Origin of the sequence: Paenibacillus sabinae T27, from assembly GCF_000612505.1 — a bacterium.
Lineage (GTDB): Bacteria > Bacillota > Bacilli > Paenibacillales > Paenibacillaceae > Paenibacillus_AQ > Paenibacillus_AQ sabinae.
The window spans coordinates 3,300,423-3,320,801 of the sequence record NZ_CP004078.1; the positions used below are offsets into that span (position 1 = coordinate 3,300,423).

Sequence of the window (20,379 nt, forward strand, 5' to 3'; positions counted from 1 at the left end):
TCAACGGTCACTTCATACGGCAGCCAGACGGGCGCCGAGTTCAAACGCCTTTTTGCGGTCAACGGGAAACTGTTCTTCTCTGACCCTGGCCTTCTGCTCGGCGTCGAATCTGGAAGCTTCATACTTGGAATAATCGGCAAATTGATACGTGTCGCAGGAGAGCAGAATCTCCGAATCCCCGCCGAGGATGTGTAGTAAATTCCGGTTGCCCTGGAATACCGCCTCGTATTTCATCTCCTTGGCCCGTTCTTCCGTAACATTCATGGTGTAGATAAAGCCTGAGTTCATCCTGCCCTTAAAAGTGGATCTCTCTCCTTCGTTGTAAGACAGATTTGGGAAGAGCAGCCGCTCCAGGAAGCTTCTCATTTCTCCGGTAACATTGCCGAAAAAGATGGGGGAGCCCAGCAGGAGGACGTCCGATTCCAGAATTTCCTGGAGTACTTCTTTCAAATCATCCTTCATGGCACATAGTCCTTCCAGCCGGCTTCCCTTTCTTTTACAGGACAAGCAGCTTGCGCATCCCTTGTAATCCAGATTGTATAAATGCACCAGCTTCGTGTCCGCTCCCTGGGACTGTGCCCCTTGCAGCGCTTCCTGAAGCAGCGTCGCCGTATTGCGGTTTGTTCTCGGACTGCCGTTGACAGCAATAACTTTCATCTTTTTTTCACTCCTAAAGTTCATGTAAGTTCAGAACCCTTTCCGCAGTGCCTGCGATCCCGAACGAAAAAAGGTTCGCAAATCGCTCCTAAGAACAATTATACGAACCTTTGAGCTTATTTTCACATGAAATCATTCAAGACGACGGAATAGATATCTTCAACCAGCTGTAAGGCTCCATTGTAGCCTACGTACGATTTGCTCAGCACCAGCTCATTGCCGATCGGCGCGGAAACCGATAACTGATAGGCGTTCAGGTCTCTTGCAACCACCCGTTCCCAGGAGCTGCCCAGAATGAGCGGGCGGCTTCTGATTTTTAATTTACGGATTTCTTCCTCAACATAGCCTCCGTCATTGGAAAATACCGTTTCCGCAACGATGCCGCTGGTGAATTGTTCAAATTCAGCGGCTACGCCGCTTTGATAATCATTCGGCGTATCATCGGTGATGAACTGCTTCTCCGGAATGAGTCCCATGTCATTGGTCAAAAATCTTGCGATTCCCAGCGCATACAGACTGTCCGCCACCGTAATGAAGCGTCTAGGAAGCAGTCTCGTCTCCAGCAGCGTGTCGGCCGCTCTTTCCAAATAGTAGAAATACCGGTCCTCATGCTTGCGGATCACATTCTCTACGACCGCAGGATCAATCCCGGCGAATTCGCCTACCGTTCTCAGGAACTTGGAGGTTTCGGTCGGACCGATCGGAAGCGCCGGATAGTGCAGAAACGGTGTGCCGAATTTATTTTTCAGCTGCTCGGCCGTCCGGAGTCCCACCCATGGGGAGATCACCAGATTATACTGCGCCTTGGGTATGTCATTGATGGCGTCCACGCTGCTGTCCGGTCCGAAGACCACATTCGGTTTCAGCCCGAGCGAAGAGATGAGTATGTTCAGCTGCTCGATATCGCCTGACCAAAAGGTATTCTGATAAGGGACAGATGACCAGATATTGACCAGTCCCGGTTCAACCTCCTGCGGCTGCAAATGCTGATCGATAATGGCGCCAAGAACCAGTTCATGGCCGATCAGATTGCTTCCCTTGAACCCGCCGGTTTCCACATATACGATCGGTTTGCCCTGAGCCTGAAATTTTCTTGTAATCTCGCCCACATCATCCCCGATGATATCGGAAGTACAGCCCGTGAGTACAACGAATAAATCGCCATCGATGACGTCAAAGGTATTGGTGATCACTTTGCGCAGCTTATCTGTACCGCCGAACACCACTTCTTTTTCCGAAGCATTGGTGCAGGGAATCGCATGTCCCCCGACATAGCCCGAGCCCTGATGGCCGTTCTGGCTTCCGAGTGTCGTCCACAGCTTCGCTACGCAGCCCGGTCCGGCATGAACGATGGGCACCGCTCTTTTGATGGCCAGTACCGATTCAAATGCACCGAGTGTGCACACATGTCTAATTTGCTCAACGCACAGCGACATTTTTCTTGTTCTCACTTTCTCTTTTTTTATTTTTTTGCTCCTGGAAACTGAACGGGTCCTGCTCCAGCCACCACTCGGTATAGGGTAGATTGATCCGTTTGGACAGATTCACGGCAAGGCTGTTGTTGGTCAGCGCATCGATAATGCGATGTCCGAACTCGATCGTTCCCTGATAGCCGAAGGCGCTGTATTCATCGCTGACCATGATGGCGGGAATCCCCATCTTTGTAGCCCAGACGGACATTCCGGGATGTCTTCCGATAAAAATATCCGGCTTGACCTTTGACAACAAATTAATGACCTCGTGATTCTGCTGATCGCTGACGCTGACCGGGATATCTTTGTCTGTCTTGGTCAGTTCCACTGTGCAGGAAGGGCATCCGCCATGATCATGCTTGGCATCGTAATGCCAGGAGAATCCCCATACTACTTCCATGCCTAGATCCTCGAGAAACCGGATATAGTTATGCGCGAAGCTCGGCCCCATGCCGACGACCACTTTTTTGCCTTTCAGCTTAAACTTGATCTCTTCCAATTCAGGCGCCGCAAGCACCTTTTGTTCCGCAAGATACTCTTCAACTTCTTTCTCCTTGCCCACTGTCTCTCCAAGCTTGGTGAGCCAGTCGTCAAATCCGGAAATCCCGTGCGGCTGCAGCGCCGTTACATAAGGGACGCCAAAATTCTGCTCCAGGCCATTCCCCATATAACTGCCGAGCGTGCCGCAAATACTGATTGTAGCCGCGGCTTCCGACCATCTGGAGATTTCCTCTATGTTGCTGTAGGGTATTCCGAACTGAGGCACCAGCCCCAAACGCCCGAAAATCTCGGTAATGACAGCCCGTCCACTGCCCGCAAAATTGATGACGTTAACAAGCTCGGGGCGCTTCTTCTCGGCCGGTTTGACAATTCGCGTAAGCAGAGCATGAAATGCCGCATCGAATCCGGACGCCCAGATCTGTGACCGGAAGCCTTCGCAAAATACGGGAACCACGGGAATGCCGATCTCCGCTTCCGCTTTTTTTATCGTGCTTTCGATATCGTCTCCGATAATGCCCGAAGCGCAGGATGTCGTGACAAAGATCGCTTTCGGTTTAAATCGTTCATAGGCTTTCAGGATGCCTTCTTTCAGAATCTGGTCTCCGCCGAATACGACAGCCTTTTCCGACATATTGGTATTGATGATTCGAACGTTTCTCTGGTTCCAGTCTCTGATACTCTGCCCCCATTGAAATCCCGCGTTTGCGCCCGCTACGTCACCCGCACAGCCGATCGGCCCATGATTGACGATTGCCGCATCCGTGATCGTGGACAGATACCCCTGCGCGCAGCCGGAGTTGCAATTGGTCGCCTGGCTGAATCCTCTGGTTGCGTTCTTGAGGCAGCCGGATTGGGACTGTTCCGCCAAATCCTTAATCGTTCCTTGATACCCTACAATGGATTTCAGTCTTTTTTCCCTGATGGTTGCCTGTGAGAGATTTAAATGAATGGCCAAAATAAAAACCTCCTTCTAACTTAAATGGATATCATTCACTCCTTAGGCGCACACCATTATTTGGCTGTTGCCAGGTAGAATAAAAAGCAAAATCGGACAAGGAATACGGTTATGAGAAAGTCATGGAGAGTCGTCCGGATCATGGGAGGGCAATCGTACCCGCTGTATTATCCAGGGAATCGTGGGGAACCGGGGAATTTGCTATGTACAAAAAGTAAATCTTATTATTCCTACTAATATAATAGTATTTATGTTTTTACTAGTATAACATTATTTGGGTATCCGTCAAGAAAAAAACGGAAAGAAGTTCAGGGTTTCACGAAGTTTTCAAGCTTAAGCGGGTTCGTATTGGTTAACAATGTAGAGGGGTCCGAAGCCAAACGCATCTTCCAAGGCCCGGTATTTCAGACCGCTTCAGAAGAAGGAGGTATACCATGAGCGAAGAAGAACAGGAACTGAATGAGCAAAAGGAATTTAACCGGACAGCGCTGGACCCTGAAGAACAAAATGCCGGCGACCGGGGCTTGCATATGAAATCCGGCAGCGAACTGGAGCAAGAAAAGAAACTGGTGGAGTCCATGGATCAGCCGGATAGCTTTGAATATTAATGAAAAAAAGCGAAGCACCGGCCGGCGCGTCTCGGGAAGAGCGCTGGTCGGTGCTTCATTGTGTCATGCATAAGGATCATTAATTTTGACCATATTGCCGGATCACCAAATTGTCAAAGACCGCCTTGCCGCCATCGGTGAACAGGGTGATCCCCTTATCATTCAAATCAGGAAAGATGACGCTTGAATAGACAACCGCTCCGTCATCCACAAAGACTTCGATGCTTGTTTTATCGACGAGGATCTTTAAGTGAACCTTTTTGCTGCCGGAATTAAAGGGCGCCCTGCTCTCCAAATAGGCTCCGCTCTTGTCGGGCTGACCGGTAAAGGCCCGGTTGACATAGGTGTAGCCGCCTTCCGCAAAAACGCCCACATCGACATGGCGCTGCTTATCGGCGGATTCACGGAGTCTTAAACCGACATTCTTCAGCTCCGACCATGAGATGTCCGCGTCCAGCTGATACGAATCCCCGGCTACATCAAGCGTTCTTGTGCCGTCAACCTCGAGCTTAGGATAGGATCTTGCTGCATGGGGCAATTGCTCCAAAGCTTGAACCGGCTGCGAGACGAGGGTATACGTATCACCGGCCTGCTTCAGCTTGATTTGACGGACGATCGAATCCGTTCCGTTAAATCCTTCCTTAAGCGTCGGCGTGTTGTTAGGGTAGTCCCAATTATTCATCCAGCCCAGCGCGTAACGGTGGCTGAGCTTGTCTTCGCCAGGCCCCTCTTCAAACGTAACCGCCGCATACCAGTCAAAGCCGTAATCGAGCCACTGCGGTTCCTTGCGGTCCGGGACAAATTCCTTACCGTTAAAGTCTCCGGTCCAATAAGCATAGGTATTCGGTTTCCCCGCCGGCTTCCCGTTGGCGCTAACCCCGAGTATCCACCTATAGCTCCCGTCATCCGCCCGCATCAAATATAGGTCAGGGCATTCCACAAGCCCGATATTTTCTGTATTAAAACCGCTGATGTAACGCCAATCTTTCAAATTGGAGGACTCGTAAAAGCCCACTTTGCTTCCTTCCGCCATCGTCATGATCCATTTCCTGGACTGATCCTCCCAGATGATCTTGGGATCGCGGAAATCATGAGTCCCCGGATTGGGCAGCACAGGCTTGCTGCTGTAGGAGCTGAATGTTTTTCCACTATTGGTGCTGTACCATAAATATTGTTCCTGCTTCCCTCCATCCGCGGAAGGCTGGGTTACAAGTGCCACAAGCGCCCCATTGCCGAAGCCTGCCGTATTGTCTGTATCGACGACGACCGAGCCTGACCACGGATCGCCGTTTTGATTCGTATATTTTGGAATGGCCACACCTTCATCCTGCCAATGTACCAAGTCCGTGGAGGTCGCGTGCCGCCACTCCGTGCCGTTGCCTTTCGGGTAGTCCTTATTGTAGAGATAATAGTAATGATATTTGCCATCGAAATAAATCGGCCGCTGCGGGTCGTTCATCCATTTGTCGGGAGTTGTGAAATGATAGCTCGCCCGGTAGGTTGGCTGTTGAGGAGCAAGAGGAGTTTCTTCATTCACACTAGTCTTCTCCTTGCTGTCCTTGGGATAATTAGCAATTAAAGGTCCCCCGGCCAAAGCGGCTAAAAAAACAACCCATATTACAAATCGCCGTATCCATGTTTTCTTGTTGTTCAAAGATACACCCCGCTTATGAAAAAAAAGAAAATGCCAATGTAACATCGACATTTTCTTTTCTTTAATTATAACGTCTAACCTGTTGTTACTTGATTGTCAATTGTCCTTGTTCAAGGATGCTGTCTTTGACAACCGAAGTTTTGGAGCCTTTAATGTTTACCACGAAGCTTGGAGCAAAGGTGGACTTGTGATCCTCATAGAGACCTCTGTTCGTCATGTAGCTTGTGATGACCACATTATCACTGTCAGCTTGCGGAACGGCAAAGTGGGAGTAAGACCAAGTAACGTCTTTCGGATCAAGATCCATGCTCAGGACAAGGCCGCTGCCGTTAAGCGGTTTGTAAGGACCAGTCAAAGAATCCGCTACATAACCCAGCATGAAAACATCTTCAGCGCCGATTCCGTCAATGGTCATTTTAGCGCCGCGGGAATCCGTGAACAAATACCATTTGCCATTCTTTTCAAATACATTCGCACGTTCAATTTCATCGGTAACAAGATTGGATGCGATCAGCGGCTTCATGACTGTTTTCAAGGTGTAGTCATCGTTCAATTCGATGATACCCAGCGAACCGTTCGCCAATTCGGCCAGCTGTTTCTTAGGGCTTACCAGCAGCTTATCCTTCTCATTTTCAAAGAATTTATTGCTTCCGCCATAGTAGGCTTTGTTAAAGAAAGAATCTTCACCTTGGTAGCCCACGTCTGTGCCGGTATTGGATTCGAATACAAGGTATTTGTGGCCATTATCCTCAACATAGTGAGGATCTCTCAGTGTATGGTTATCGGAATAGTCTCCGCCGCCAAAAGACTGGTTAACATTTTGATAAATTTTTCCGTCGCCGTCAAAGATCGATTTGAGATCTTCCACGCCGTTCACCTTCAGCGTATCGGCATCCGGCTGCGACACATTGATTTGAGCCGTTGTCAGAGTTTGCTTGCCAAAGAATCCATGCTCCGGATCCCAGCCTTGACGGTTGGTGTAGAACAAGCGTACTTTGCCATCTTTAGTCAAGGTTGCGGAACCAGACCACTCTTCAGCTTGATTGTTCAGGATCGGATCGTTAGGAACGTATTTGTCGCTGTCCTTGAATACGCGGCCGGCGCTCTTCCAGGCATCAATGGAGTTGTCACCTTTCTTTTTGTAGAACAGGTAGATAAATGTATCCCAGCCTCTTTTCGGGTCACCCGCCAGGGCAAATACCACATCGTAGCCTTTGTAATCCGCTACTGTGCCATCTGCGTTTTGCAGCGGCCAGCTGTCCCATACGTCCAGATCGATCAGGTTTCCGAATTGATCATAGCCTTTTGCGGAAGCGATGTTTTTAATCTTGGATGCGTCGAATTGCGGTACTTTGAATTGCTCGCTATTTTGCTGCCCAGGAATTTTCAGCATATCAAAACGTGTGATGTGGGAAATGCCGTAATCTTCTTTGTAAACCACGCTATCTTTCCCTTGCGCAAAAACCGAAGTTCCTCCACCTGCCAGTAAAGCTGTCGTAAAGGTTACTGCTGTCGCTTGCTTCACAAACTTTTTGATGTTCATGCTCGATCTCCTTTTTTTGTTTTGTTCCTGAACAAACAGAAAAAGACCTAAAAATTCCTAATGGAGAAGATCCGGCGCTTGGCCGCACGTCCCCAACGGACTTTTAGGTCTTGCCTGCTTAAACAGTAACAAACCTGTAATATTTTGTTGACACGGTTATTGTATATTTTTGTTCTGCGGTCTGACTATAGACCAAAACTCCCGTTTTGAAAAAGGGGGAAGACGGAGGTTAGGCCCAGTCCATCCACAACAATACCTAAAAAATTTGTAACTATTTCACAGTTTCAAAACGATGAAGTTCGTTTAAATATGGCCTTTCATCGGCTTCCATCACTTCAATACAATCCCAAATCTACCCTTCATCGCCAAACCCAATCCATATAGGTCAATAGGCCTATATGGATGTGGGCATTGAACTTTTTCGCTGACGTTAGTTGATCGTCAATTGTCCTTGTTCCAGGATGCTGTCTTTGACAACCGAGGTTTTGGATCCCTTGATGTTCATCAGGAAGCTTGGCGCGAAGGAGGAACGATGCTCCGGATAGAAGCCGCGATTGGTAATATAGCTGGTAATCACCACGTTGTTTCCGTCGGCCTGCGGAACCGCAAAGTGAGAGTACGTAAAGGTAACATCAGCGGGATCGAGATCCAGGTGCAGGACAAGTCCGGTGTCGTTCAATGGCTTGTAAGGTCCCGTCAGAGAGTCGGACACAAAGCCCAGCATATAAATATCCTCGGCGCCGATTCCGTCAATGGTCATTTTGGAGCCTCTGGAATCCGTGAACAGATACCATTTGTTATTCAGCTTGAATACGTTGGCCCGTTCGATTTCATCCGTTACGGTATTGGACGCGATCAGCGGCTTCATGACTGTTTTCAGCGTGTAATCGTCATTCAATTCGATGATGCCAAGTGCGCCGTTCGCCAGCGTAGCGTCATGCTTTTTAGGGCTTTGAAGCAGTCTTTCTCTTTCCGCCTCAAAGAATTTTTTATTACCGCCAAAGAAAACCTGATTGTTGAATGCTTCTTCACCCTGGTAACCCGTTTCTGTGCCGGTATTGGACTCGAATACGAGGTATTTATGACCGTTGTCTTCTACATAGTGAGGATCTCTAAGCGTATGGTTGTCACCCGAAGCATAGGCTCCTTCCTCAATAAACTGCTGAACATTTTGATATGTTGTTCCGTCGCCGTCAAAGATGGATTTATGATCTTCAACGCCTTCCACTTTCAGCGTAGCCCCATCCGGCTGCGACAGGTTGACTTGTGCCGTTGTAATCGTTTGTTTGCTATAACCCGTTCCGCCATCTTCCGGCGCGCCCGAGAAATCCGTATAGAACAAGCGTACTTCACCCTCAGGGGTCAATGTCGCGGAACCGGACCACTCTTGAGTCTGATACTTGAGGATCGGATCATTGGCGGCGAATTTATCGCTGTCTTTAAATACACGGCCTGCGTTCTTCCAGCTATCGATCGATTGCTCGCCGGCTTTTTTATAGAATATGTAGATCGAGGTGTCGTTTCCGTCCTTCGGGCTCCCTGCCAATGCAAACACAATCTGGTAGCCATGATAATTCGCTACGGTGCCGTCGGCATTTTGCAGCGGCCAGCTGTCCCACACGTCCAGGTCGATCAGGTTGCCGTATTTATCATAACCTTTTGCCGAAGCGATGTTCTTGATGGTGGATGCATCGAACGCTGGCACTTTGAACTGTTCGCTCGTCTGCTGTTCAGGAATTTTCAGCATGTCAAAGCGTGTGATGTGGGAAAAATCATATGTTTCTTTGTAATCCGCACTGTCCTTAGCCTTGGCCAAAACCGAAGTTCCGCCACCTGCCAGCAATGCTGTTGTCAAAGTTACTGTTGCCGCTGTCTTCACAAACTTTTGGATGTTCATTCTTTCTCTCCTTTTCCGTTTCAAATTTTTGTTCCTGATCAACAGAAAAAGACCTAAAAATTCCAAGTGGAGATGATCCGGCGATTCGCCGCACGTTCCCCAAACGGATTTTTAGGTCTTGCCTGATTAACAGTAACAATCCCGACAATATTTTGTTGTCTGGACTAATCTTATATTTTATAACACACAATAACTATAGACCAAATTTCCTCTTTTTGGATAAGGAGAAAAGGAGGGAATTCGACCCAGTCTATCCTCAAATATTCCTAATTATTCCTGATTAGTTTGAGTAATTTATAATTTATTTGAGTAATTTATAATTTAATGGTATTTAAAGTTAGTTATGAATGAAAAGGGAATAAATTGAAGGAAAGGGTACATCTTCACGCCCTCCAGCGAGACTTATAAGGAGAGGAGTCGGAATCATCTCTTGATGGAAGGTAACGTTATAGTATTCAAAGGCTTAAGGGAGGATCATTCGTTGAGAAAATATAGTGTATTTGCTGTATTGTCTCTTTCATTGTTTACATTCAATGTCTGGATGGATGTGTGGATGGGCGAAACAATAAAAACTTCGCTTCATAAGATGCTCGGAATATTTAAAGCCATGTCTTTAATCGAATACTTCATCCTATTTGTGATTTTGGTGCCGTATTTTACCTCTCCATTTGTCTCTAAGTTGATTCAATTTTTAAGGAACAGAAATCGAACTTGATAGATTTACTGAAAAAGACAAAAACTAACCCAACGCAGAGTCGCTTAACAAAGCGCTGCGTTGGGTTAGTTTTTTTAAAACTTAATTCACCATATCTTTCAACCGGGTATCCACCCGATTGATCTCCATGGCGATAAGCACCATCTGGCTGTCGGTAAAGGCATACCCGTAATCCTCGTCCACCTGGCGGGCAACCCGGCCGGCTTGCTCGTAGGCCAGCACATAGCGTTCCTTGGCGATCCGCACGATTTCCGGGTCCAGCTCGTTGCGGAGCTTGCCCGTCTCATCGGCCTGGAGAATGTTCTCCAGTTGGTTCACCAGACGCTCGTAGTTGGCGGAGCTGCGGTTCATCGATACACCGGCGGCATTTTCGATTCCTTCGGCAATGTCCCGGATCATGGCGGCCATGTTGGCGTCCGCTCCGCCGGCCCCGGCGTTCACCCAGGCGGTATGGATATGCATCGCGATATACCCTACCTCGTCCTCCGGAATTTCGATCTGCAGCTTCTCCCAGATGAGCTTTTTCGCATGCAGCCCGATTTGGAACTCTCTCGGAAATAAAATGCGAATTTCCTCCAAAAGCGTGTTCTGGATGATCATTCCCTTGGTGAGCCTTTCCAGAGCAAACGAGAGATGATCCGTCAGCGCGATATGAATATGCTTGTTGAACGTTACTTCAAGCTCCTGTTCCGCATAGGAAATGATGCTCTCGGACACCGCAATCTCCTCTTCGGGCAGTGTCCGCAGCATTTCCTGAAGATGACCGTATTGATCCGAATCGTCCATAATGAACACCTTCTCGATGCGGGTCGGATCGACAATATCATTTTTTCCTTTTTGAAAAGCAATACCGGAACCCATGACAATCTTTTCTTCTCCCTGGTCGTGTACCACAACCGCGTTATTGTTAAGAATTTTTTTGATTTTCATGATATTCTCCTGTGCTTTTACGATTAGTATTTAGATCATTCTTCCTGATGATTAGGTTTATCGACTCCGAGAAACCAAGTGACCGCAAAAGCCGTTCCCGTGGCCAGCAGAAAACCAACCATATAATGAATGAAATTGATGTGTCCAGGCGGGATGATAAAGGCAATCATTGGAATCCCGGTCAATCCGAACGAATTGGCAACCACCTCATGAAAGGCAACATAAGCCCCTCCCGCCGCCCCTCCCGCCGCTGCGCCCAGAAAAGGACGGCCTAGCTTCAAGTTGACGCCGAATGCGATCGGCTCGGTAATACCGAGAAATGCGGTGATCGAAGCGGGAAGCGCAATATTTTTCAAATCCTTGTCCCGGGTTTGGGCATATACCGCAAGTCCGGCTCCTCCCTGAGCGATATTCGCCATCGACCAGATAGGGAGCAGAAAGTTGACACCGATGTTCGGATTGGAAATCAGCCCGATTTCAATCGCTTGAATGCCGTGGTGCAGTCCGGTCAAGACGATAACCCCGTAGACCCCGCCAAGAAGCAGCCCAAACACCGTGCTTCCACATCGGTACACCTCTTCCAGCAAGACGCTAAGAAAGTTGCCAATATGCGCCGCAAGGGGTCCGATGACCAGAACGGCGAGGCCGCCTCCAATGACAAAGCTGAGAAAGGGGACCAGCAGCATGGTGGCTGATGACGGAACGATCCGCCGCAGCCCCTTCTCGACAAACGTCATCAGCAATACCGCTAGAATAATCGGAATCACGGTGCCTTGATAACCGAACTGCGGGGTACTCGTCAAATCCACAGGTTGTATCGCTGCTCCGCCGGTTCCTGATAGCTGTAATAAGTCGAGCCGGGTCATAACAATTCCGACTGCGGCGCCGAGCGCAGGGGTTCCCCCAAACCGTTTAGCCGCATGATAGCCGAACATCACGGCCATGATTTGAAAGGCCGAGCCGGTCAGCAATAATAGCGTTCGAAACCACGTGCTGCCTTGGGACTCCCAGCCGAAGGCTTGTATCATGCTGATCAAGCCCAGCATCAGGCCAACCGCGACAAAGAGCGGGATGATCGGCACAACAATATCGGAAAAAAAAGTGGCCTCTCCCATAACTCGGCTGAATAAATTCCTTTTTGCCGAGTCTTTCAGCTCTGGAGATGACTCCGCTCTTGCCTGATGCGCCAAGACTTTCCGTTTCCATGCTCCCCGTAATGAAAGAAGCAAGGTATCGCCAGAACCCGCGACGCGAACAGGGCTCTCCGGTTCACTGGGTACGTACAGGCGCTCCACTTCCCGCTGCCGTTCCGGTCCGGAGTCCTTAAGAAGACTGACTATTTGACGGTGGACCTTAAAGACTACTGCTGGTCCGACAATAATTTGCAGCTGTCCGGACTGAACGAACACGTTCTGAACCTCTTCCAATTCCGCAAGACCGGCTTCGTCCACGCAGGCGCTGTCTCGAAACCTGATTCGGATCCGGGTTGTGCAGTGAGCTACTTCCGACACATTGTCCGGCCCGCCGGACAGCTCAATCAAGCGCATAGCCAGTTCCCTTGCCGGGCTCAGATTATCCTTCACTTTTCGCCCATCTTGAATCGGTTGAATATCGCCTTCTGGCATTTTCAGCTCCTCCCCGTTCCTTATGTGCAGCATCTAAGAAGTCATTCTAATTCTATATCGGCGGAGGACTTTCTTCTGTACATGAAAAAAAAGACCTATTTTCAGGTCAAGCACCTGCACCCTATAATGCGGCCGCACTTGACTCTTCTCGGCCCTTGGTCCGCCCAAAAAAAAGTGACAATTTCGTAATATATTATAGTATATCTATTGTGACAATAATGGAATATAAAATCAATGGTCAGTAATTACCACCTTTATCAACTCAAAACAGGAACTATTCCTTAGTCAGAATCGATATCCGCCCAGTTAAGAGTTTAGAACTATCGACCTAATGAATAACGGGGGTTCCCGCATTATCCAAAAGGGTGTCAAGCGCATCGTCGAGTTCGGCAGAGCTCTCTGAACCGAGCCATTCCTCAGGAATGACCAGATATCGGCCATCGCTCCGCTGAAGATAACTGTAAATAATTTGGGCTTCGTCGACCTCTTCGCGGCTCACTTCGCTGGAGGGTAGCCGGGTATCCGGTCCAAAATAGCTATAAATGGCGGTTTTTATTTTCACGCACAGCGATGCCGTATCACAGCCCCTAACAGAAATCCTTTCGCTGTACAAAATGCGGCTGCGCTTGATGAGAAAAAGCTTGATCCGATCCTCATCCAGTTCTTCAATGACGACGATATTCCGGTCTTCCCCGGTGAATCCGATCACTTTTTCCTTCATTAATATGTAGTCAAATGCTTCGATGCAGTCCCTGAATTTGGCCGCTGTCTCAAAATCGTACCGCTCGGCAGCCCGCTGCATGCGATCCCGCATCTCTTCGTACAGACTCCGGTCGCTCCCGTCCAGCATCGCGATAAAACGGTCGATGATTTCATTGTATTCGTCTACGGCCTCCCCTCCGAGGCACACCCCCCGGCATAGGCCGAGCGAATGGTTCAAGCAGGCAGAGCCGTTAAAGCCGGCGGAACTGCAGGCGATTTGGCAGCATACCAGAAAGCTCTGAATCACCCGTTCCACCGAATGCCTGCTGGCGGTATACGGGCCAAAATAAACCGCGCCGTCGTTACCGGCAGGCTCACCGGCGATTTCGATCCGGCGCAGCCCGTCCCTCACCTTAATGACAATGTAGGTGTAGGCGAGCGGATTTTTCATTTTTTTATTGTACATCGGCTTCAATTCCTGAATTAACCTGCACTCCAGCATAAAAGCTTCAAACTCGGTGTCCGTGACCCGATGCTCGAGATCCCTGATGTGGCTTACCAGCGCTTTTATCTTTTTCGGCTGGGATTTGGATTGATAGAAATACGACTGCACGCGTTTCTTTAAATTCTTAGACTTGCCAACATAAATAATGCCGCCCAGAGAATCCTTCATTAAATAGACTCCCGGCGATGAGGGAAGGCTCTGAATCTTCTCTTTCATATCAATAATCCCTCCTTGCAGCTCCCGTCTTTCGCGCTCCCGATTTGAATGGTACTATGTCTACTGTAGCCGAAATGGCCGGTGACGGAAATCATTTTTGGCAAAATTTTTGGCAAAGGGGAGTTTGGGCATGACCGATCCATCCAAGCCTATGATAGAATCAGCGGGAATCTGCCCTCTTTGCGGGCGTGGCAATGGCTGCGCGGGCGCGGCCGGGCGCTCCCATGAAGGCTGCTGGTGCGCAGGCGAGGTTTTTCCGCAGGAGATATTTGAGAGGGTGCCGGAGGAATTCATCGGTAAAGCCTGTATTTGCAAGGAGTGTCTGGACGCGTTTAAACGAAACGGAGGATAGTGTGCATCTGCACACATGGATATTGGAAGCTTCATCCAGCAAAAAAACCGGGCCCCGGCAGTATGCCGAAACCCGGTCTTTTGTGCCTATTACTCGAAAGGATATTTTATTCCCCATTGATTGCGGATATTGGTCATAAGGGCCATAACATCATTGGACAGATGCAGCGTAGCCGTATTCTTCCCGCTCTGAATGAAATTCTGCATGTCCTCCACTTCGTATTCCAATGCTTTAGCTGTCTCTCCGGCTTCAATCTGTTCCACTCTGCCGTCCGTATAGGTAATGGTGGCTTTATCCGCTCTTGGGAAGTTGTCTACGGTAATGAATCCAAGCTCTCCCGCGACGATACCGCGCTTCGGCATTTTGGCCCGCATGGTCAGCGAGATGACCGCCAGCTCGTCGGCTTCATTCTTCAGAACGATTCCGGATTGCTCGTCCACACCGGTTTCAAATGTTTTCACTGTCGTCAGAACTTCATTCGGCTGCTGAGACAGGAAGAACCGCGTGAAGGAGAGTGCATAGGTTCCGATATCGAGAAGCGCGCCCCCGGCAAGATCTTTGCTGAAAAAGCGGTTCTTCACATCGTATTCCTTGCAGCTTCCGAAGGATACCTGAATCATTTTCAGCTTGCCGAGCTGACCCGAGTCCAGAATCTCCCGCAGTTTCTTATACAAAGGCATGTAGTACAGCGTCATCGCTTCGGCAACGACCAGGTTCTTCTCTTCAGCCAATGCGATAATTTCGGTCAATTGCTCGCTGTTCACGGTAATCGCCTTTTCGCTGATCACATGCTTGCCAGCTTTAAGGCTCTCTATTATCAGCTTGTAGTGAAGATTGTGAGGGGTGGAGATGTAGACAACGTCGATCGCTTCGTCCTTTAACATCTCTGTGGTATTGCCGAAGGCATTTTCCACTTGATTCTTATCGGCAAAGGCCTGCGCCTCTTCCAGTGTTACTCCTGCTACGGCGTAGACGCTTCCATTTACCTCTTTGATCGCTTTGACAAAATCCGATGCTGCCCAGCCCGGGCCGATGATGGCCCATTTCACCTTACTCATAATTTCAATTCCCCCTGAACATTTTCGTAATTTACTTTTGTATTGCTGTATTCACTGACAGGTTTCTTGATAAAAGAAAGGATGCCCGCCGTAACCGCTGTGCCTGCCAAAATGGCAATGATATACGGTACCAGTTGGGTGACGACATTCGGAATCAACAGCACCCATACGCCGCCGTGCGGAACGGCAAGTCCAGCTCCAAACGCCATCGACAGACCACCGGCCACCGCGGAACCGGCCATGATGGACGGGATTACCCGGAGTGGATCAGTTGCCGCGAACGGGATGGCGCCTTCGGTAATGAAGGATGCGCCCAAGGCCCAGCAGGCTTTCCCCGCTTCTTTTTCCGCAGCCGTGTACTTTCTCTTCGCCAGCACCGTCGACAGCGCGATTCCAAGCGGCGGAACCATGCCGGCTGCCATAACAGCCGCCATAATCGGCGAAGCGTGACCCGGTACGAGAGTGGAGGTGGCGAACGCGTAAGCTGCTTTGTTAACCGGACCGCCCATGTCAAAAGCCTGCATCAATCCAAGAATAATTCCAAGTATTGCCGCATTTGTACCATTAAGCGAATTCAACCAATCAGCCAATGCCTTGTTGACGAAGGCGACCGGCTCTCCGACGACGTAGACCATAAGCAGTCCCATCACGCCAGCGGATAACAGAGGAATAATCAGAATCGGCATGAGACCCTGCATCGTCTTGGGCAGCTTGAGGTATTTCTTGATCGCGATGACCAGATACCCCGCGGCAAAGCCGGCGAGCAGAGCGCCAAGGAAGCCCGACCCGTTCGTGCTGGCAAAATAGCCGCCGATCATCCCGGGCACCAGAGCGGGCCTGTCGGCAATCGAGTAGGCGATATATGCGCCAAGGATCGGAATCATCAAGGCGAATGCCGATTTGCCTGTTGTGAACAGCGTTTCGCCAAATGAGCCCGGATGGTCGAAAACGTAGATGCCGCCGATGGCGAAGCCGAGAGCAATTAGCAGGCCGCCCGCCACGACAAAGGGAATCATGAAGGAAACGCCGGTCATCAGATGCTTGTAAATTCCGCTTCTCGATTCTTTTTCTTCCGCTTTGATTTGACTGACTTGCTCGGTCAGGTCCACTTTGGCTGGAGCCTCCGGCTTGGCGCTTAACGCCCGGTTAATCAGCTCCTTAGGGTCCCTGATGGCTTCCTTAACCGGGACTTCAATGATCGTTCTTCCGGTAAAACGGCTCTTATCCACCTTCGTATCGGCCGCAATGATGATGCCGTTCGCTTCGCGCAGGTCCTTCTCCGTAATCACATTCTCGGCTCCGACTGAGCCTTGAGTCTCCACCTTGATCTCATGTCCCATGGCTTTGGCCGCCACTTGCAGCGCCTCTGCTGCCATATAGGTATGAGCTATGCCGGTTGGACATGACGTAATGGCTACTAGCTTCATTCTAATCGTCCCCATTCACTTTGTATTAAGCGCTTACAACACTGAAATTATTGGAAGCTCTGTTTCCTTTCATCCCTTACTCGGCTGTATGACCATCCCCCTGCTCTATCTGCACATATGTGCATACTATAAAATTATGTGCAATATTGAACACCTTCAGTATAACACCGGCTTTGGGATTGTCAACCAGCAATTTTGCAAGGGGGTGTCCAAAAAAAAGCCATGAAATGGCTGCTTGGGGCACCTCTCATGTTTAGAGCAGGATCGACGTGAGTGCTTGGTGTGGACGCTCCGCGAACGGACCGTTGTTCCAATCGCTGTTGTGTCCAGATTTTTTTCATTCTCCTGGGCGGTGAAAATCCGGACACAAAGGCGACCGCTGCCGCTTTTCCACAATCGTTCCGTCCTCTCCGCTGCTTTAAGCGGGAACCGTTTCTTAAAAACGCAAGTGAGGAAGGTTACGCCTTGGCCGTACGTCGAATGACGGAGCCTGAAAGTGTATTTGGACAACTGAAAAACAACCGGGGCTTCCAGCGATTTCTGCTTCGCGGCGTGGAGAAAGTGACGCTTGAGGTCGGTTGGCTTTCCCTTGCCCATAATTCACTAAAACAAGCCACAGTGGACCAAAAACGCAAAATAGCGATTCTCCAATAACCGGAGAATCGCTATTTTGCTGACTTTTTGCGTTTTCTAGAATGAAGAAGAACTGTCTCTCACTTTGAAAATCTACTTATGGGACAGCTCCTTGGGCTCCATCAAGCTATACCACCGCTTCATTTTGTTTGGAAGCAATTAAACGGACGCCGCCTTCTCCGGCAACCAGCGCTTTCGTCGCGACCTGGACAAATAAAGACGTATCGACCACCCCGCGAATCTGCTGCAGTTCGCTTTCAAGGCTTGCGATATCCTCTACCTGTTCAAAATAGACGTCAAGCAGCAGGTTTCCGTTCTCGGTCACAGTGAAACCGTCTTTGGCGCCGCTTACGCGAATGACAGGCTTGCCTCCCAGCGCGGCAACTTTTTTCTGCACATAGGCCAGGGAATCCTCCAAAATCTCCAGAACAACGGGGTGCTTGAACGTCAGACGGTTCACGACCTTCGTCTCATCCACAAGCAGGATATAATCCTCCGCCATCGAGGCGATCAATTTCTCCTTCGTATGGATGCCGCCGCCGCTTTTCAGCGCGTTCAGGCTTTCATCCACCTCGTCGCAGCCGTCAAAGGCGACTGATATTTGGTCCACCGCGGAAGTATACAGCACCTCCAGCCCTTGTTCGATGCAGAGCAGCCTCGTCTTGACCGATGGCGTGACCACCTTGACGCGGAGATCCGCATCCTCTTTGATGTATTGAATCAGGTAGGAAATCGTGCTTCCGCCGCCAAGTCCAATCACGGTGCCGCTCTTGATCCATTTGAGGGCTTCCCGCGCACACACTTTTTTTACATCGTCAGACATTTGTCTCCTCCTTATTCGGTCCGTTCCAGAATAGCCCTGGCCGTCTCTTCGGTTGTCACCAGAACGTTCAAATAACGTCCCCGCAGAGCGCCGATAATGGCGTCCGCTTTCTCCGGCGACTCCGCGACTCCAATGGCGTATTTCGTGTGCTTCAGGCGCTCGAGATTAACCGCAATCGTTCGGTCCGAGATGCTTGTCTCCACAAGATTACCCCTGATATCGAAAAATTGCGAGCAAATATCCCCGACAATCCCGCCTCTTTCCAGCTCGTCAAAAAGTTCGTTGCCGTAAAAGGAATTCCATGTCGCCGTACCCTTCATCCCAATGGAACCGATGCCAAAAATCGCGATCGTAATCTTGTCCCAAAGCTCGGAAATGTCCTGAAAATATTGCGACTCCACGATCTGATCCCGCGTCTCCCTGCGTTCCAAAATGGCCGGCACATCAATCAGGACGGAGGTCCCCTTAAACTTCTGGGCGGCGGCATACACAAGCGTATTCACATGAAATTGACTTTCCAGCTTGCCGGAAGGCCCCCCGACCATCGGGACAAATACGGCGCTGCTCTCGCGGGGATCTTCCAGTTCATTGATGACCTCGGCCAGCGAGCTTCCCCAGGAGAACCCGACAACATCGTCATCCTGGACGATCCGCCCCACCAATTGCGCGCAAGCTCGGCCCATGACCTTCAGCTTGGCCTTCTTCTCGTCGCTCGTGACGGGCACAATGATCGCTTCCTTCAGCCCAAAGCGCTCCATCAGCTGCTGCTCGATGCTGAACGTTTCACTGAGATCGTAATTAATCGTAATTTTCACGATGCCTTTCTCGCGGATCTTTTTCAGCATGCGGCTGATCGTTGTCCGGTAGATACCGAGCTCCTTCGAGATTTCGCTCTGCGTCATGTCATTGTCATAATACATTTGGGCAACCTTTAGCATTAACCTGAGCTCTTCATTATTGTCCAATTCCAACACCTCTTACGTATACACATTTGTGCAGAGTAATATAAAATGTGCGAATGTGCAATTTGAGTATATGTTTTTTTCAAATGGGAGTCAATGCGTTATTCAGAAGATTCTTGGATTTACCGGGGAGGACCCAGATATTGACAGATCAAGATGGTGTGATACGATATTTTAGACCGTTCTGTTTATTATATAGCAATTATCCAAATATGAAGGAGTGAATCGTGTGGGATTAATTACAGTAGATCAAGAAGAGTGCATACAATGTGAGATATGTGTGAAAGAATGTCCAACCCGTGCTTTAACTATGGGAGAGTATGGTCCCGAAGCCATTGCGCCGAAAGACTGTATTGCCTGCGGACATTGTGTCGCTGTATGCCCAAACGAAGCGATCGATCATTCATTAACACCGCTTGCCGGACAGCTTCCAATCTCAGAGTTCAATAAGTTTAGCGCAGAAGAAGCCGAGCGCTTCCTACGATCCCGCCGTTCTATACGCAGCTACAAGAAGACAGCCGTTCCACGGGAAAAGCTGCTGCAGCTTGTAGAGATTGCCCGCTTCGCGCCTACCGGCGGCAACACGCAGGGGATCTCCTATGTCATTGTTGAGGATAAAGAGACTTTGCGCAAAGCAACGGAAATGACGATCAAGTGCCTGGAAAATGACCCTGTGTTAGGCACGCGATATCATGCTATCGTTGACGCATACCGTGAAGAAGGAACGGATGTGATTCTGCGCGATGCTCCAAGCCTTATCCTCACAACCGCTGCTAAAGAATTCAAGAACGGCCGGGAAAATTCCATCTTCTCGCTAACTTACCTCGAATTATTTGCCCCTTCTCTCGGCTTAGGTTCTTGTTGGGCGGGGGGACTCGAATTTTACGCGCTTATGGAAGATTCCCCCATGCTGGAGTTGTTCCATATCCCTGAGGATAAGGTCATCACCGGAGCAGTTATGGTCGGATATCCTATGTATCAGTACAAAAGATTAGTGGACCGGAATCCGCTGGATGTTGCTTTTTTCAGTCCTGGGAAAGTAACGGTATAAGGAAATCGAAGAGCCGTATCCACATTTGACCCTTGTCGAAAACTCTAGTCAGCAGCTTATCCTGGGGTCTAACGGATACGGCTTTTCAGGCTT

At 49.5% G+C, this 20,379-nt stretch carries 17 protein-coding genes and 2 pseudogenes; 5 read left to right on the forward strand and 14 right to left on the reverse strand.

Features of this window, described 5'->3' with window-relative positions; translation table 11 throughout:
• Positions 1-12: 12 nt before the first annotated feature.
• From PSAB_RS15195 to PSAB_RS15205, 3 genes are all read right to left on the reverse strand, one after another.
• The gene (locus PSAB_RS15195) at positions 13-657 is read right to left on the reverse strand and encodes a flavodoxin family protein (protein WP_025335438.1); all 645 of its coding nucleotides are present in this window, start codon (positions 655-657) and stop codon (positions 13-15) included.
• Positions 658-779: 122 nt separating this feature from the next.
• The gene (locus tag PSAB_RS15200; RefSeq protein ID WP_025335439.1) at positions 780-2,093 is read right to left on the reverse strand and encodes a nitrogenase component 1; all 1,314 of its coding nucleotides are present in this window, start codon (positions 2,091-2,093) and stop codon (positions 780-782) included.
• Complete coding sequence (locus PSAB_RS15205) at positions 2,077-3,585, reverse strand: nitrogenase component 1 (RefSeq protein ID WP_025335440.1); 1,509 nt, start codon at positions 3,583-3,585, stop codon at positions 2,077-2,079. Before PSAB_RS15205 ends, PSAB_RS15200 begins: the two co-directional genes overlap by 17 nt.
• A gap of 434 nt (positions 3,586-4,019) precedes the next feature.
• On the opposite strand from PSAB_RS15205, the gene PSAB_RS25810 reads away from it, so the two are divergent.
• Positions 4,020-4,193, forward strand: a complete 174-nt coding sequence (locus PSAB_RS25810) for a hypothetical protein (RefSeq protein WP_158442596.1) — start codon at positions 4,020-4,022, stop codon at positions 4,191-4,193.
• Positions 4,194-4,272: 79 nt separating this feature from the next.
• Here the strand turns inward: PSAB_RS25810 and PSAB_RS15210 are convergent, their stop codons facing one another.
• The 4 genes and pseudogenes from PSAB_RS15210 to PSAB_RS25495 form a co-directional block, all read right to left on the reverse strand.
• Positions 4,273-5,898: a glycoside hydrolase family 32 protein gene (locus PSAB_RS15210; protein ID WP_084266531.1), complete on the reverse strand. Its 1,626-nt coding sequence runs from the start codon at positions 5,896-5,898 to the stop codon at positions 4,273-4,275.
• A 34-nt stretch (positions 5,899-5,932) separates the two neighbouring features.
• Positions 5,933-7,390 carry a glycoside hydrolase family 68 protein gene (locus PSAB_RS15215; RefSeq protein WP_025335442.1) on the reverse strand — a complete coding sequence of 486 codons (1,458 nt, stop codon included), beginning with the start codon at positions 7,388-7,390 and terminating at the stop codon, positions 5,933-5,935.
• 430 nt (positions 7,391-7,820) lie between these two features.
• On the reverse strand, positions 7,821-9,287 hold the full coding sequence (locus PSAB_RS15220; RefSeq protein ID WP_025335443.1) for a glycoside hydrolase family 68 protein: 1,467 nt from the start codon (positions 9,285-9,287) through the stop codon (positions 7,821-7,823).
• Between the two features lie 337 nt (positions 9,288-9,624).
• Positions 9,625-9,720: pseudogene (locus PSAB_RS25495) on the reverse strand (hypothetical protein); the annotation flags it as partial.
• Here PSAB_RS25495 and PSAB_RS26645 point away from each other — a divergent pair.
• Entirely contained in the window at positions 9,721-10,002 is a 282-nt protein-coding gene (locus PSAB_RS26645) for a YczF family membrane protein (RefSeq protein WP_476739333.1), read from the forward strand.
• 81 nt (positions 10,003-10,083) lie between these two features.
• Here the strand turns inward: PSAB_RS26645 and PSAB_RS15230 are convergent, their stop codons facing one another.
• The 3 genes from PSAB_RS15230 to PSAB_RS15240 all read right to left on the reverse strand — a co-directional run bounded on the left by PSAB_RS15230 (position 10,084) and on the right by PSAB_RS15240 (position 13,980).
• On the reverse strand, positions 10,084-10,932 hold the full coding sequence (locus tag PSAB_RS15230) for a PRD domain-containing protein (protein WP_025335445.1): 849 nt from the start codon (positions 10,930-10,932) through the stop codon (positions 10,084-10,086).
• A 35-nt stretch (positions 10,933-10,967) separates the two neighbouring features.
• Positions 10,968-12,557 (reverse strand): PTS transporter subunit EIIC, encoded by a 1,590-nt coding sequence (locus tag PSAB_RS15235; protein ID WP_025335446.1) that lies wholly within the window; start codon positions 12,555-12,557, stop codon positions 10,968-10,970.
• A gap of 328 nt (positions 12,558-12,885) precedes the next feature.
• Positions 12,886-13,980 carry a GIY-YIG nuclease family protein gene (locus PSAB_RS15240; RefSeq protein WP_051529779.1) on the reverse strand — a complete coding sequence of 365 codons (1,095 nt, stop codon included), beginning with the start codon at positions 13,978-13,980 and terminating at the stop codon, positions 12,886-12,888.
• Positions 13,981-14,131: 151 nt separating this feature from the next.
• Here PSAB_RS15240 and PSAB_RS15245 point away from each other — a divergent pair, with 151 nt between their 5' ends.
• A complete protein-coding gene (locus tag PSAB_RS15245) occupies positions 14,132-14,332 on the forward strand; it encodes a cysteine-rich CWC family protein (RefSeq protein ID WP_025335448.1) in 201 nt (66 codons plus the stop codon).
• An 89-nt stretch (positions 14,333-14,421) separates the two neighbouring features.
• On the opposite strand, the gene PSAB_RS15250 is transcribed toward PSAB_RS15245, so the two are convergent.
• On the reverse strand, positions 14,422-15,390 hold the full coding sequence (locus PSAB_RS15250) for a Gfo/Idh/MocA family protein (protein WP_025335449.1): 969 nt from the start codon (positions 15,388-15,390) through the stop codon (positions 14,422-14,424).
• Entirely contained in the window at positions 15,387-16,817 is a 1,431-nt protein-coding gene (locus PSAB_RS15255; RefSeq protein ID WP_025335450.1) for a PTS fructose transporter subunit IIC, read from the reverse strand. The genes PSAB_RS15250 and PSAB_RS15255 overlap by 4 nt, the downstream gene beginning before the upstream one ends.
• A 447-nt stretch (positions 16,818-17,264) precedes the next feature.
• Between PSAB_RS15255 and PSAB_RS26580 the strand changes: the two are divergent.
• Positions 17,265-17,471, forward strand: a pseudogene (locus tag PSAB_RS26580) (transposase); the annotation flags it as partial.
• Positions 17,472-17,577: 106 nt separating this feature from the next.
• Here PSAB_RS26580 and rpiA read toward each other — a convergent pair.
• Together rpiA and PSAB_RS15270 are read right to left on the reverse strand one after the other, a co-directional pair.
• Positions 17,578-18,273 carry a ribose 5-phosphate isomerase A gene (gene rpiA, locus PSAB_RS15265; protein ID WP_025335452.1) on the reverse strand — a complete coding sequence of 232 codons (696 nt, stop codon included), beginning with the start codon at positions 18,271-18,273 and terminating at the stop codon, positions 17,578-17,580.
• Between the two features lie 11 nt (positions 18,274-18,284).
• Positions 18,285-19,247, reverse strand: a complete 963-nt coding sequence (locus tag PSAB_RS15270) for a sugar-binding transcriptional regulator (protein WP_338045047.1) — start codon at positions 19,245-19,247, stop codon at positions 18,285-18,287.
• A 217-nt stretch (positions 19,248-19,464) separates the two neighbouring features.
• On the opposite strand from PSAB_RS15270, the gene PSAB_RS15275 reads away from it, so the two are divergent.
• Entirely contained in the window at positions 19,465-20,286 is an 822-nt protein-coding gene (locus tag PSAB_RS15275) for a nitroreductase family protein (protein ID WP_025335454.1), read from the forward strand.
• Positions 20,287-20,379 lie beyond the last annotated feature (93 nt).

Bases quoted from the DNA above. Each gene is read 5' to 3' on its own strand.
- PSAB_RS15195 (WP_025335438.1), bottom strand. From the start codon at position 657: ATGAAAGTTATTGCTGTCAACGGCAGTCCGAGAACAAACCGCAATACG.
- PSAB_RS15200 (WP_025335439.1), bottom strand. From the start codon at position 2,093: ATGTCGCTGTGCGTTGAGCAAATTAGACATGTGTGCACACTCGGTGCA.
- PSAB_RS25810 (WP_158442596.1), top strand. From the start codon at position 4,020: ATGAGCGAAGAAGAACAGGAACTGAATGAGCAAAAGGAATTTAACCGG.
- PSAB_RS15210 (WP_084266531.1), bottom strand. From the start codon at position 5,898: ATGTCGATGTTACATTGGCATTTTCTTTTTTTTCATAAGCGGGGTGTA.
- PSAB_RS15215 (WP_025335442.1), bottom strand. From the start codon at position 7,390: ATGAACATCAAAAAGTTTGTGAAGCAAGCGACAGCAGTAACCTTTACG.
- PSAB_RS15220 (WP_025335443.1), bottom strand. From the start codon at position 9,287: ATGAACATCCAAAAGTTTGTGAAGACAGCGGCAACAGTAACTTTGACA.
- PSAB_RS26645 (WP_476739333.1), top strand. From the start codon at position 9,721: ATGGAAGGTAACGTTATAGTATTCAAAGGCTTAAGGGAGGATCATTCG.
- PSAB_RS15230 (WP_025335445.1), bottom strand. From the start codon at position 10,932: ATGAAAATCAAAAAAATTCTTAACAATAACGCGGTTGTGGTACACGAC.
- PSAB_RS15235 (WP_025335446.1), bottom strand. From the start codon at position 12,557: ATGCCAGAAGGCGATATTCAACCGATTCAAGATGGGCGAAAAGTGAAG.
- PSAB_RS15240 (WP_051529779.1), bottom strand. From the start codon at position 13,980: ATGAAAGAGAAGATTCAGAGCCTTCCCTCATCGCCGGGAGTCTATTTA.
- PSAB_RS15245 (WP_025335448.1), top strand. From the start codon at position 14,132: ATGATAGAATCAGCGGGAATCTGCCCTCTTTGCGGGCGTGGCAATGGC.
- PSAB_RS15250 (WP_025335449.1), bottom strand. From the start codon at position 15,390: ATGAGTAAGGTGAAATGGGCCATCATCGGCCCGGGCTGGGCAGCATCG.
- PSAB_RS15255 (WP_025335450.1), bottom strand. From the start codon at position 16,817: ATGAAGCTAGTAGCCATTACGTCATGTCCAACCGGCATAGCTCATACC.
- rpiA (WP_025335452.1), bottom strand. From the start codon at position 18,273: ATGTCTGACGATGTAAAAAAAGTGTGTGCGCGGGAAGCCCTCAAATGG.